The sequence below is a fragment of the Rhizobium sp. LjRoot30 genome (genome assembly GCF_964253915.1).
Classification (GTDB): Bacteria; Pseudomonadota; Alphaproteobacteria; order Rhizobiales; family Rhizobiaceae; genus Metarhizobium.
Window position 1 is genome coordinate 191,713 of sequence record NZ_CAXUSG020000004.1, and the last position, 12,468, is coordinate 204,180.

The 12,468-nt window shown below is 62.7% G+C and carries 12 protein-coding genes; 4 read left to right on the forward strand and 8 right to left on the reverse strand.

The window, feature by feature from the left end; translation table 11 throughout:
- Window positions 1-8 precede the first annotated feature (8 nt).
- Window positions 9-1,010 carry a sugar-binding transcriptional regulator gene (locus tag ACSQ3I_RS10705; protein WP_435998650.1) on the reverse strand — a complete coding sequence of 334 codons (1,002 nt, stop codon included), beginning with the start codon at window positions 1,008-1,010 and terminating at the stop codon, window positions 9-11.
- 208 nt (window positions 1,011-1,218) lie between these two features.
- Between ACSQ3I_RS10705 and tal the strand changes: the two genes are divergently transcribed.
- Both tal and ACSQ3I_RS10715 read left to right on the forward strand, forming a co-directional pair.
- On the forward strand, window positions 1,219-2,178 hold the full coding sequence (gene tal, locus ACSQ3I_RS10710) for a transaldolase (RefSeq protein WP_435998652.1): 960 nt from the start codon (window positions 1,219-1,221) through the stop codon (window positions 2,176-2,178).
- A 94-nt stretch (window positions 2,179-2,272) separates the two neighbouring features.
- Window positions 2,273-2,950, forward strand: coding sequence for a DUF1345 domain-containing protein (locus ACSQ3I_RS10715; RefSeq protein WP_435998654.1), 678 nt, complete (start codon window positions 2,273-2,275; stop codon window positions 2,948-2,950).
- A gap of 4 nt (window positions 2,951-2,954) precedes the next feature.
- On the opposite strand, the gene ACSQ3I_RS10720 is transcribed toward ACSQ3I_RS10715, so the two are convergent.
- From ACSQ3I_RS10720 to ACSQ3I_RS10740, 5 genes are all read right to left on the reverse strand, one after another.
- The gene (locus ACSQ3I_RS10720) at window positions 2,955-3,170 is read right to left on the reverse strand and encodes a hypothetical protein (protein WP_435998656.1); all 216 of its coding nucleotides are present in this window, start codon (window positions 3,168-3,170) and stop codon (window positions 2,955-2,957) included.
- Between the two features lie 129 nt (window positions 3,171-3,299).
- On the reverse strand, window positions 3,300-3,614 hold the full coding sequence (rhaM, locus tag ACSQ3I_RS10725; protein ID WP_435998658.1) for an L-rhamnose mutarotase: 315 nt from the start codon (window positions 3,612-3,614) through the stop codon (window positions 3,300-3,302).
- 179 nt (window positions 3,615-3,793) lie between these two features.
- Window positions 3,794-5,023, reverse strand: coding sequence for an aromatic ring-hydroxylating oxygenase subunit alpha (locus tag ACSQ3I_RS10730; RefSeq protein ID WP_435998660.1), 1,230 nt, complete (start codon window positions 5,021-5,023; stop codon window positions 3,794-3,796).
- 239 nt (window positions 5,024-5,262) lie between these two features.
- On the reverse strand, window positions 5,263-7,710 hold the full coding sequence (locus ACSQ3I_RS10735) for a GcvT family protein (RefSeq protein WP_435998662.1): 2,448 nt from the start codon (window positions 7,708-7,710) through the stop codon (window positions 5,263-5,265).
- 2 nt (window positions 7,711-7,712) lie between these two features.
- On the reverse strand, window positions 7,713-10,160 hold the full coding sequence (locus tag ACSQ3I_RS10740) for a GcvT family protein (protein WP_435998664.1): 2,448 nt from the start codon (window positions 10,158-10,160) through the stop codon (window positions 7,713-7,715).
- Window positions 10,161-10,298: 138 nt separating this feature from the next.
- Between ACSQ3I_RS10740 and ACSQ3I_RS10745 the strand changes: the two genes are divergently transcribed.
- On the forward strand, window positions 10,299-11,165 hold the full coding sequence (locus ACSQ3I_RS10745) for a LysR family transcriptional regulator (RefSeq protein ID WP_435998666.1): 867 nt from the start codon (window positions 10,299-10,301) through the stop codon (window positions 11,163-11,165).
- A gap of 6 nt (window positions 11,166-11,171) precedes the next feature.
- Here the strand turns inward: ACSQ3I_RS10745 and ACSQ3I_RS10750 are convergent, their stop codons facing one another.
- Both ACSQ3I_RS10750 and ACSQ3I_RS10755 read right to left on the reverse strand, forming a co-directional pair.
- Window positions 11,172-11,729 (reverse strand): rhodanese-like domain-containing protein, encoded by a 558-nt coding sequence (locus ACSQ3I_RS10750; protein ID WP_435998668.1) that lies wholly within the window; start codon window positions 11,727-11,729, stop codon window positions 11,172-11,174.
- Entirely contained in the window at window positions 11,729-12,046 is a 318-nt protein-coding gene (locus ACSQ3I_RS10755) for an ArsR/SmtB family transcription factor (RefSeq protein ID WP_435998670.1), read from the reverse strand. The genes ACSQ3I_RS10750 and ACSQ3I_RS10755 overlap by 1 nt, the downstream gene beginning before the upstream one ends.
- 65 nt (window positions 12,047-12,111) lie before the next feature.
- Here ACSQ3I_RS10755 and ACSQ3I_RS10760 point away from each other — a divergent pair, with 65 nt between their 5' ends.
- Window positions 12,112-12,465, forward strand: a complete 354-nt coding sequence (locus ACSQ3I_RS10760) for a carboxymuconolactone decarboxylase family protein (protein ID WP_435998672.1) — start codon at window positions 12,112-12,114, stop codon at window positions 12,463-12,465.
- Window positions 12,466-12,468: the final 3 nt, after the last annotated feature.

A 12,468-nucleotide genomic window follows, 5' to 3' on the forward strand; every position in this document is an offset into this window, starting at 1 on the left:
AGGGTGCGTCAGGGACCAATGGATGCCGGCGGACAGTCCGTCAGTTCCAGCAAGGCCCTTGCGGCGCTTTCGTCGGTGATCAGCGTGTTGCAGCCGATGCGTTTGATCGTCGCTCGGATCGCCACCGCCCGGTGGGCTCCACCGGAGGACAGCACGATGTGCTTGGCCTTTTTCAGCGTATCGAGATCCACCGACATCACCCTTTGATTGATCGAGTGGTCGACGGAATTGCCGTCCTTGTCGAGGAAGTTGAACATCGTATCGCAGACGCAGCCGGCGTCGATCAACTCGTTCAATTCCGCCTTCGAGATCCAGCCTTCGGACAGGGATGTCGAATGCGGGCCGATATCGCCGCAGCTGACGATGGCGAGGTCGAGGGTTTCAGCCAGGCGGTAGATCGTGTCCAGGCCGCATTTTTCGACGAGATTGCGTTTGGTCTGGACGGAATCGACCAGTAGCGGCGCCAGGAACATGTAGCATTCGGCGCCAAGCTGGCTCGCCAGCCGCCAGGAATAATCGATCGGGTTGGTGACGTGCACGGCGACGATGCCGCCGAGAAGCGAGACGACCTTGCAATTGTCGCGCCGTGGCGGCCGGAAGCTGGAAAGCGACGCCGTCATCGTCCGACCCCAGCCGACGCCGATGGTGCTGTCGTCCGTGATCACTTCGGACAGAAATTGGCCGAGCGCCATGCCGACACCCTTGGCCAAGGTATCGACATCACAGGAAACCGGCGCCGGCACGACGATCGCCTCGTCCAGCCCATAGGCGCGCTCCAGCTGCACGGCGAGTTCGACGCAATCATCGATGCCTTCGTTGATGAAGATCTGTACCTCGGAGCGCTTCATCGCCTCGTCGAGCAGGCGGATGACGGTCGTGCGGCTGATGCCGAGTTGTGTCGCGACATCCTTCTGTGTCAGGCCCTGATTGTAATAGAGCCAGGCGGCTCGCAGGCGCAGCGAGGCGGCCTCCGAATAGGCCGTATGCGTGCCGCGTCTGAGCTTGACCACGAAGCCTCCGGGATTTTCTTCTGTCGACCACGATCGCCGATGGCTGAGATATTGAGGAGGATGGTACTTATGTCAACTCCAATGCGCAAATGTCCTTGACTTTTCGCCCCGACACTGGCGATAGTCCGGCCACGAAACCAGCCCCATGGTCGCGCGTTTATCTTATGCGCCGCAAGGCGGGTCAGAGGTTCAACAAGGGACAGAGACGATGACTTCCAAGCTTGACCAACTGCGCCAGATGACCACCGTGGTGGCCGATACCGGCGACATCGAGGCGGTTGCCCGGCTGAAGCCGGTCGATTGCACCACCAACCCAACCATCGTCCTCAAGGCGCTGGGCACCCCGATGTTTGCCGATGCAGTCAAGGAAGCCGTTGCTTGGGGCAAGTCGCAGACCGGCTCCAGCGACGCCGTGGTTGCCGCCGTTGCCGACCGCCTGGCGATCTCCGTCGGCGCCGCCCTCGTCGGCCTCGTGCCCGGCCGTGTCTCGACCGAAGTCGATGCCGACCTGTCCTTCGATACCGAAGCCTCGATCGCCAAGGCGCGCCAGATCGTCGCCGCCTACAAGGAGCGTGGCATCGGCCAGGATCGCATCCTGATCAAGCTCGCCTCCACCTGGGAAGGCATCCGTGCTGCCGAAGTGCTGCAGAAGGAAGGCGTCGACTGCAACCTGACCCTGCTGTTCAGCAAGGCCCAGGCCATTGCCTGCGCCGACGCCAAGGTATTCCTGATTTCGCCCTTCGTCGGCCGCATCATGGACTGGTTCGCCAAGTCCACCGGCAAGACCTACACCTCGGAAGACGATCCGGGCGTGCTGTCGGTCCGCTCGATCTATGACTACTACAAGACCAACGGCATCAACACGATCGTCATGGGCGCCTCGTTCCGCAACGTCGGCGAAATCGAAGCGCTGGCCGGTTGCGACCGCCTGACGATCAGCCCGGCGCTGCTCGAAGAACTCTCCAAGGCCGAAGGCACGCTGGAGCGCAAGCTCTCGCCGAAGAAGGCCGAGAAGCAGGAGCCGGTCAAGGTCGACGAAAAGACCTTCCGCTGGATGATGAACGAAGACGCCATGGCGACCGAAAAGCTGTCGGAAGGCATCCGCCTGTTCGGCAAGGATCTTGGTGCGCTGCGCGCCATGGTCCAGAAAGAACTGGCTGCCGCCTGATTTTTCCGCACGACGATTTGTCCCTTGCCCCTTCCTGCTTGCGCGGGGAGGGGTTTTGTTATGTGATCCCGGCGGAACGGCAGGGAGCGAAGGCATGGCGGACAAGAATGGGATGGAGCGCCGGGGCGGACTGCTCGTCTTCTTCCGTCGGCACCAGAGCCTGACGGTCGGCGCCGCCGGCGGCGTCGCTGTGTTCGCCTTCCTCACCTCGGCGCAGCTGACATCCAACAATCTTCTGCTTGGCTGGGTGGTGGGTGCGCTGATCTATATCGGCCTGACATGGTACCGGATGCTGACCACCGATGTGCACCGGCTTCGCCGCCGTGCCGCGGCGCTCGATTTTTCCGATATGCTCCTGCTTATCCTGGCAAGTGGTGCGGCGCTCGCGAGCATGGCGGGCATCGCGGTGGAGCTTCACGGGCTGAAGGATACCGTGCCTTCGGATATCTGGATTCGCGCCGGTGTGGCGGTGTCGACGATCCTGATCTCATGGGTGTTCCTGCATACCTTGTTCACCGTCCACTATGCGCACCACTATTATGCCGGCGCGCATGGCGGCGAGGGGCTGAAGTTTCCCGAAAATCCGCAGGAGCCGGTCTTCTGGGATTTCCTGTATTTCGCTTTCACCATCGGTGTGGCGGCACAGACGGCGGATGTCTCGATCAGCTCCATGCCGATGCGCCGGCTGGCGCTGCTGCACTCGGTGCTGTCGTTCTTCTTCAACACCACGGTGCTGGCGCTGGCGGTGAATGTCGGCGCCAGCTTCGTGTAGGACCTTATTTGCAGAGGCGCACCTTCTTCACCACCGGATTGCCGTAGGCATCGTAGCTGCGCACCTTCTTGACCCAGCAGGTGGGTACCCGGCCATAACCATCCGAAACCTGCTGGTAGGAGGCGACCGAAGAACAGTCCTGGTAGGCAGCAAGGCTGGGCGAGATGGTGGCGAGAAGGGCGACAGCAGCAAGGGCAAAAGAGGGCAGAAGACGCGACAATGATGTTCTCCTTGCGCCGTATCGGATCGGCCGGCGCTGCTCAGGTGGAGCGGATGGGCCTGTCCCATCCGTTGAGAACATAATCTCACAGGTCTGCCGCCCGGTCTGTTCCGGCCGGAACAGGCGCCGTCACGCCATATGGAAGACGGTCTTCAGCGGCACGGCCACCGGCTCGTTGTCGGCCTTGGTTTCCATGATATCGGCCATATGTGCCCACCAGCGCTGCATCACGGCGTGCGAGGGCAGATCGGCCATACGGTGATCGTCGGTGCGCCAGAGCACGCCGAACAGCAGGCCATATTCCTCATCGAGATGGATGGAATAGTCGGAAATGCCGGCTTCCTTCAGGAGGTCGACCAGCTCCGGCCAGATGGCGTCGTGGCGCGCCTTGTATTCCTCCGCCATGCCGGGATTGAGCCGCATGCGGAACGCGTATTTTTCCATGGTGGATTTCCTCATTCGATGCGAATGCCCCTCATCTGCCTGCCGGCATCTTCTCCCCGTAAAACGGGAAGAAGAGACTTTGCCGCAACGCCTGTAACTCTCTCTAACGTCGGGCGGGGCAAGTCCCCTCTCCCGTTTACGGGGAGAGGGTTAGGGTGAGGGGCAAACACCAACCCCCATCAAGCCCGCGAAATCTCGTCGAGATACCAGTTGATATACCGCAACTCGTTCTGCTCCATCGGCGCGATCGGGCCGGGTTCGTAGAAATGCGAACGGACGCCGCGGGATGTATGCTCGATGATCGCCTTGTCCTCGTCGGTGGTCACCGTCCAGAGCCAGGTCAGCTTGTCGAAATCATAGTCGACGCCGGCCTCGGCCTTTTCGTCCACCAGCCAGATCAGTTCCATCTCGCAGGCTTCGACGCCGCGCGGGATGAAGCGGTAGATCATGCCGTGGTCGGCGTAGCAGACGAGGAAGGAGGTGCCGCCGAGATGGATGGAGGTGACGCCGCCATCGAAATCGCTGAAACGACCCATCAGGGTCGAGAGCGGCGAACCATCCTTGCTGCCGGTCTTGACGCCGTCATACAGCGCATAGCGGAAGGCGTGGATCGCTTCCTTGTTGTTGTTGGAATTCTGCCAGTGGTCGCCGGAGCCGACGTCGATGCCGAGCGCGCAGGTGCGGGCTTCCATCTTGGCGTTCAGCTCCTCGATCATGTGCAGCGGCTGTTCCAGGGCGTGCGTCTCGGAATATTCCGGATGCGCCGGGCCGCAATGGTAACACTCGACATAGTTCTCGACGGCGAGTTTCCAGTTGGCATCGACCGGGTAGGTCTGGCGATGGGCGACCTTGGCCTTGCCCCAGCCATACTGGCCGGCGGTGGCATGCAGCAGGTTTTCCACCTCGGAGAAATCCAGCGGCTCCTTGGCGAAGGAGATGAAGACCAGGCCTTCGACGACGCGTACATGCAGCTTCTTCAGCCCATGGTCCTCGCGCTTGAAATCCTTCGGCATCAGCCGGGCGGCCTTCAGCGCGCCGTCATTGCCGTAGGTCCAGGCGTGGTAGGGGCAGACGAAGGCCTTGGCATTGCCCTTCGGCTTGGTGCAGACCTCGGCGCCGCGGTGGCGGCAGAGGTTGAGCATGGCATGTACCGTGCCGTCCTTGGCGCGCGTCAGAATCACCGCTTCCGAGGCGAGCTTGAAGACCTCGAAATCTCCAGGATTGGGAATGATGCTTTCATGGGCGAGACAGTGCCAGTGGCGGAAGAATACCCGCTCCAGGTCACGCTCGTAGATCTCCGGATCCATGTAGAAGGGGCGGGTGAGCGCATATCCCGGACGATGGGCGGCGACCAGCTGGTCGATGCGGTCGAGGGGCTTTTCCTGGGTTTTGATTTCGGGCGCGAGCATGATGTTCATCTCCTTGAAGACAAACCGGAAAATCCGCGTTCCGGCGCGCGTATGGTGTCTGTTGCGGGAGCCTCTTGCTCCCTCTTCTCCCCAGCGGGGAGAAGGTGGCCCGAAGGGTCGGATGAGGGGGGGCGGTTCGGCATATTCCGCCCTTCGCTTGCGCTCGGGCGTTCGCGGCTTTCGCCGCTCACCCCCTCATCTGCCCTGACGGGCATCTTCTCCCCGCTGGGGAGAAGAGGTTACATCCGCACCCGTTCCGCCTTCGGATCGTACATTGGCGCCAGCGAGGCCTCGGCCTTCACCCGCGTTCCGGCGATCTCGATCTCGTAGGCCGAACCCAGCACGTCCGCCTCGCCTTCGCCCTTGCACGGCACATAGCCGAGGCCGATGGCGCCGCCGAGGTGGTGGCCGTAATTGCCCGAGGTGATGATCGAGACGATCTTGCCGTCGCGCACCAGCGCCTCGTTGTGGAAGAGCAGCGGCTGCGGATCGGTGAGCTTGAACTGCACCAGCCGGCGGTCGAGCCCGGCCTCCTTCTTGCGCAGCACCGCATCGCGGCCGATGAAATCACCCTTGCCGGTTCTGACGGCAAAACCGAGGCCGGCTTCGAGGACATGGTCCTCGTCGGTGATATCGTGGCCGAAATGGCGGAAGGCCTTTTCGATGCGGCACGAATCGAGCGTGTGGATACCGCAGAGTTTCAGGCCGAGATCGCGGCCGGCATCCTCCAGCGTTTCGAACACATGCGCCGTCTGGTCGGAGGAGACGTAAAGCTCCCAGCCGAGTTCGCCGACATAGGTGACGCGATGGGCCCGGGCGAGACCCATGCCGATCTCGATCTCGCGCGCCGAACCGAAGGGATGGGCAGTGTTGGAAAAATCGTTCGGGCTGACCTTCTGCATCAATTCGCGGGCTTTCGGCCCCATGATGCACAGCACGGATTCCGCCGCCGTCACATCCGTGATGACGACGAATTCTTCCGGCGCAAGGTTGCGGCGCAGCCAGGAGAGGTCGCGCTGCAGCGTCGCGCCGGGCACGACGAGGAGATAAGCGGTTTCGGAAAGGCGGGTCACCGTCAGGTCGCATTCGATGCCGCCGCGATGGTTAAGCATCTGGGTGTAGACGATCTTGCCCGGCTCGACGTCCATCTGGTTGGCGCAAAGCCGCTGCAGGAAGGCCAGCGCATCGCGGCCCTCCACGCGGATCTTGCCAAAGGAGGTCATGTCGATGAAGCCGACGCCATTGCGGATCGCCAGGTGCTCGGCCTTCTGGTTCTCGAACCAGTTCTGCCGCTGCCAGCTATAGCGGTATTCCTGCTCCTGCCCCGGATTGGCATACCAGTTGGCACGCTCCCATCCGGCGACTTCGCCGAAGACGGCGCCGCGGGCTTTCAGATGTTCATGCAGCGGCGTGCGGCGCACGCCGCGGGCTGTCGCCATCTGGCGATAGGGGAAATGGTCGGCGTAGAGCAGGCCGAGCGTTTCCGTCACGCGCTCCTTCAGGTAGGTGCGGTTCTTCTGGAAGGGCTGGGCGCGGCGGATATCCACTTCCCAGAGGTCGAAGGGCGGCTCGCCGTCGTTCATCCACTGCGCCAGCGCCATGCCGGCGCCGCCCGATGAAACGATGCCGATGGAATTGTAGCCGGCGGCAACCCAGTATCCCTTCAGTTCCGGCGCTTCGCCGAGATAATAGCGGTCGTCGGGGGTAAAGCTTTCCGGGCCGTTGAAGAAGGTGTGGATGCCGGCGGTTTCCAGTATCGGCATGCGGTTGATGGCGTTTTCGAGGATCGGCTGGAAGTGGTCGAAATCTTCCGGCAGCTGATCGAAGCAGAAATCTTCCGAGATGCCGTCCATGCCCCAGGGCTTGGCTTTCAGCTCGAAGGCGCCGATCAGCATCTTGCCGGCGTCCTCCTTGTAATAGGTGCATTCGTCCGGCACGCGCAGCACCGGCAGCTGCTTCAGGCCTGATATCGGTTCGGTGACGATATAGAAATGCTCGCAGGCATGCAGCGGCACGGTGACGCCCGAGAGGTTGCCGAGTTCGCGGCCCCACATGCCGGCGGCGTTGACGACGTTTTCGGTTTCGATCGTGTAGGTTTCGCCGTTCTGCTCGCAGGTGACGCCGGTCACCCGGCCATCCTTCTTGAGTACGGCCGTCACCTTGACGTTCTCGATAACAGTCGCGCCGTTCTGCCGCGCGCCTTTTGCCAAGGCCATGGCGATGTTGGCGGGGTCGCACTGGCCGTCGAGCGGCAGGTGCACCGCCGCCTTGACGTCCGCCGTGTTGAGGTGCGGATACAGCCCCTTCACTTCATCGACGGTGATCTCACGCACGTCGACGCCGAAGGCGCGGGCAAGCGAAGCCTGACGATAAATCTCTTCCTTGCGTTCTTCCGTCAGCGCCACGGTCATCGAACCGCATTGGCGCATGCCGGTGCCGATGCCGGTTTCGGCTTCCAGCTTGACGTAGAGGTCAGCGGAATATTTCGCCAGCCGCGTCATGTTCTGCGAGGCGCGCAGCTGGCCGATCAGGCCGGCGGCATGCCATGTGGTGCCTGACGTCAGCTGCTTGCGCTCCAGCAGCACCACGTCCGTCCAGCCGAGCTTGGCCAGGTGATAGGCGACGGAACAGCCCGATACGCCACCGCCGATGATAACGGCTCTCGCCTTGTTGGGGATCGCCTTCATCTTTACGCCCTCAGCCTTTCATTTTTCGGATCCCACAGTGGCTGGTCTTCCTGCACCACCGCCGCCCGGCGTTCGCCGTAGATTTCCACGTCCACTTGTGTGCCCGGCACGGCCAGATCGGCGCGCAGCATGCCAAGCGCCACCGATTTGCCGATTCGGAAACCCCAGTTGCCCGAGGTCGTCTCGCCGACCACCTGTCCGTCATGCCAGAGCGTCGACATGTAGGGCGCATCGCAATCGCCGGCATCGACGGTGAGCGTCACGAAACGTTTCGTCACACCCTGCTGCTTTTCCCGCTCCAGCGCCGCCTTGCCCTTGAAGTCGGGCTTGGCCCAGTCGACGAAACGCTCCAGCCCGCCCTGCAGCACGGTGTAATCGGTGGAAAGATCGCCCTTCCAGGCGCGATACCCCTTTTCGATGCGCAGGCTGTCGAGCGCCTCCATGCCGAAGGGTTTCAGGCCGTGCTTCTGGCCGGCGGCCCAGACGGCGTCGAAAATCGCGGGTGTATCCTCGACCTTCGAATGGATTTCCCAGCCGAGTTCGCCGGCAAAGGAGACACGCACCAGCTGGCACCAGCGGCCGGCGATCTGCGCCGATTGATGCGTCAGCCAGCCCTTGGACAGATCCGCGTCGGTGACCTCGGCGAAGATATCGCGGGCCTTCGGGCCGGAGAGGATCTGGCAAGAGAAACCGGTGGGGACGTCGTCGATGGTGAACTTTGCGCCAACGGGAATGTGCTTCTTCAGCCATTCGAGATCGTGCCACTGGGCGGTGGCGGCGGTGATCAGGAAGAAGAAATCCTCGTCCAGCATCATGACCGACATTTCGGTGACGATGCGGCCCTTGTCGTCGGCGAAATAGGCGAGGCCGATGCGGCCGGGTTTCGGCACCTTGCCTGTTATCAGCGACGACAGCCATTCCGTGGCGCCTTCGCCCTTGACGCGGTAGCGCGAAAAGCCGGGCAGGTCGAGAATGCCGGCGGCATCGCGCACGGCCAGACATTCCTCCTCGATGCGCGGCGACCACGGCCCCTGGCGATCCCAGGTCTGCGTTGCCTCTTCGGAAGTGTCGTCGCCGGGCTTGGCGTACCACATGGCGCGCTCCCAGCCGTTATAGGGCTTGAACTGGGCGCCGAGGGCGGCGATGCGGTCGTGGATCGGCGACAGTTTCTTGCCGCGGCCGGCCGGCCAGTAATGTTTCGGGAAATGCATCGCATATTCATGGCCGTAGATTTCCATGCCCTTGGCGATGCAATAGTCCTGGTCTGTATAGTCGGTGTAGCGGCGCGGATCGCAGGACCACATGTCCCACTCCGTCTGGCCTTGCGTCACCCATTCGGCGAGTACCTTGCCGGCGCCGCCGGCCTGACAGATGCCGAAGGTGAAGACGCAGGCCTCGAAGGCATTCGGCACGCCGGGCATCGGGCCGATCAGCGGGTTGCCGTCGGGTGCGTAGGGGATCGGGCCGTTGATCATCTTCGACAGGCCGGCGGTGCCGAGGATCGGCACCCGCTCGATGGCGTCGTTGAGATACCATTCCAGCCGCTCCAGGTCGTCCGGGAAGAGCTGGAAGGAAAAATCCTCCGGCATCGGATCGTCCGGGGTGATCCAGTGCGCCTTGCAGTTCTTTTCGTACGGGCCGAGGTTCATGCCCGTCTTTTCCTGGCGCAAATAATAAGAGCTATCGACGTCGCGCAGCAGCGGCAGCTTGTGGCCGACTTCCCTGGTCCAGGCGGCGAGTTCGGGGATCTCCTCGAACAGCATGTATTGATGGCTCATCACCATCATCGGCACGTCACGGCCGAACATTTTTCCGACCTCGCGGGCATAATAGCCGGCGGCGTTGACGACATATTCGCAGCGGATGTCACCCTTCGGCGTGGAGATGACCCACTCGTCGTTTTCCCGGCGGGCGCCGGTGACGGGACAGAAGCGAATGACTTTCGCGCCCATGTCGCGCGCGCCCTTGGCCAGCGCCTGGGTCAGCTGCGCCGGGTCGATATCGCCGTCATAGGGGTCGTAGAGGGCGCCGGTCAGGTCGTGGGTTTCGAGGAAAGGATAGCGGCTCTTGATCTCGTCGGGGGTGAGGATGTCGAGATCCATGCCCTGGTAGCGGCCCATGCCGACGACACGCTTGAACTCCTGCAGTCGCTCTTTCGAATGGGCGAGGCGGATCGAGCCGGTGACGTGGTAGTTCATGGGATAATCGACCAGCGCGCCGAGATCGCGGTAAAGCGAGGCCGAATAGCGCTGCATGTTCATGATCGACCAGGAGGACGAAAAGGTCGGCACGTTGCCGGCGGCATGCCAGGTGGAGCCGGCCGTCAGCTCGTTCTTTTCCAGCAGCACGCAATCCGTCCAGCCGGCCTTGGCCAGATGATAGAGCGCCGATGCGCCGACGGCGCCGCCGCCGATGATCACGACACGGGTGGTTGATGGCAATTCCGACATGCAGCGTTCCCTCGTTTTGGCTTCAAGTCTTGGCGGGGAAATTGACGCTCATCAAGCGGCGGGATTTTGTTTTATTGATCGAAAATTTCGATTAGATTTGGGAGGACTGGGTGGGCCTCACGGAAATACGCGTCAAAAATGCAGATCGAACTCATCGAAACCTTCCTCGACCTGATGGAAACCCGCAGCTTCAACCGCACCGCCGAGCGGATGAACCTGACGCAATCGACCGTTTCCCACCGCATCAAGGCGCTGGAGGCGTCCTTCGACCGCAAGCTCTTCACCCGCAACAAGGGCGGCACGGTGCCGACGGCCTCCGGCCTGCGTTTCCTCGATCACGCCAAGGCATTGCAGCGCCAGTGGCACGAGGCGACACGGGCGGTGGAAAGCGCCGGCGCCTACGAGCGCTCCATGCGCATCGGCGTGCAGCACGACGTCGCCGAAAGCCTGGCCGGGCGGTGGATGCAGACGATCCGCCAGGACCTGCAGGCGACGTCCATCTACATGGAGGCCGATTATTCCATCCAGATGAACCGCGACCTCGCCGCCGGCGACCTCGATCTCGCTGTCCTCTACACGCCGCATTACCTGCCTGATCTCAACTATGAACGTATCGGCGAGATGACCTACCTGCTGGTTGCCACAGACGCGGAGAGCGTGGCCGAACTGAAGGCCGAGACCTATATCCAGGCGGTCTACTCGCCGGCCTTCGACCGGGCGCACCGGTTGGCTCTGCCGCATCTTTCGGCGGCGCCGCTCGCCTCCGGCCAGAACGCCGCGATCACCGGCCTGCTGCGCACGCTCGGCGGCGCGGCCTATGTGACCGCCGGAACGGCCTCCGCCCTGGTTGCCGAAAAGGTGGCGCGACCGATCGCGGATGCGCCGCCGATCGCCCAGACGGTTTATGCCGCAACCAGCGTCCGCACCCGCCACGCCCACCAACACCGCCGTATCATCGGCGTGATGGCGGAGCTTTTGGAGCGCGATGCTTTTCCCGCGAAATGACCAGTATCACGCCGCTCGCGGCGAGGGGCGGCGCGGGATATTCCACGGCATGCGCTGCAACAGCAGGGCGAGCCCACACCAGCCGCTGAGCCCGGCGATCGCCAGCATCGTGCCGGCAAGCCCGGCGACGGCGAAACCGGCGGGATATCCCGCAAAACCCGCGAGGGTGGCGAGAAGCACCAGCGTCCCGACGACGATCTGCACCTGGCGGAAGATCGAGATGCCGGTCGAAGCCGTGGGCGCCGCGCCAGCGACGGGCAGGCCCGCCCCCTTCCACGCCTCGATGCCGCCGGCAAGATTGTAGACCGGCCGGTTGCCACGCTCGGCCGATGCGATGTCGCAGGCCGCAGCACCCCGGCCGCCTTTCTGACATTGAAAGATGATCGGCCTGTCGTCCGGCAGCCCACCGAGCAGGCCCGCAACGGAGGCGAGCGGCATCGACATCGCCAGCGCTATATGTTCGGCCCGGAACTCGTCCGGCTCCCGCACGTCGATCAGCACGGCCTTGCCGGCCCTTAGCCATTCGGCCGCAGTTTCGGGCGTTATCGTTTCAATGGCGGGCATCAGCTTTGATCCTTTGCGCAGAAGTGGCGATAAAGCACGGCCATGATTTCCATCACGGCCGGATGGGCGATGAAATAATAGAGCGTGCGGTGATCGCGGCGGTAGTCGACCAGCCCCTCGGTTTTAAGCTTGGCGAGGTGCTGGGACATCGAGGTCTGGGCAAGGCCGGTCGCTTCGATCAGCTCGCCGACGCTCGCTTCGCCCTCCGACAATTTGCACAGGATCATCAGGCGGTGACCGCTGGCGAGCCCCTTGAGGAAGGCCGACACGTCATCCGCCTTGTCAGCCATGTCCGTGAGGTCGGCCGGAAAATTCATGCCCGCTCCTTTACAACTCATAAAAACATAATATCATAAAAATATAAATTGTAAAGGAGAATTCCATGCCCAAGGACTACGCTGCCATAACCCGCGACATTTCTGCCTACACCGGCGAGATGCGCAAGATCGTGCCGGAGACCATGCAGGCCTTCTACAGCCTGTCGAAATCGGCGTCTGCGGCCGGTCATGTCGATGCGAAGACGAAAGAGCTGATCGCGCTGGCGATCGGTGTCACGCAGCGATGCGATGGCTGCATCGGCTTCCATGCCAAGGCGCTGACCCAGATGGGCGCGACGCGCGAGGAAGTGGCCGAAGTGCTGGGCATGTGCGTCTACATGGGCGGCGGCCCGGCCCTGATGTATGCGGCGGATGCACTGCGCGCCTTCGACCAGTTCGCCGCGGCGCAGGCGGCCTGATTC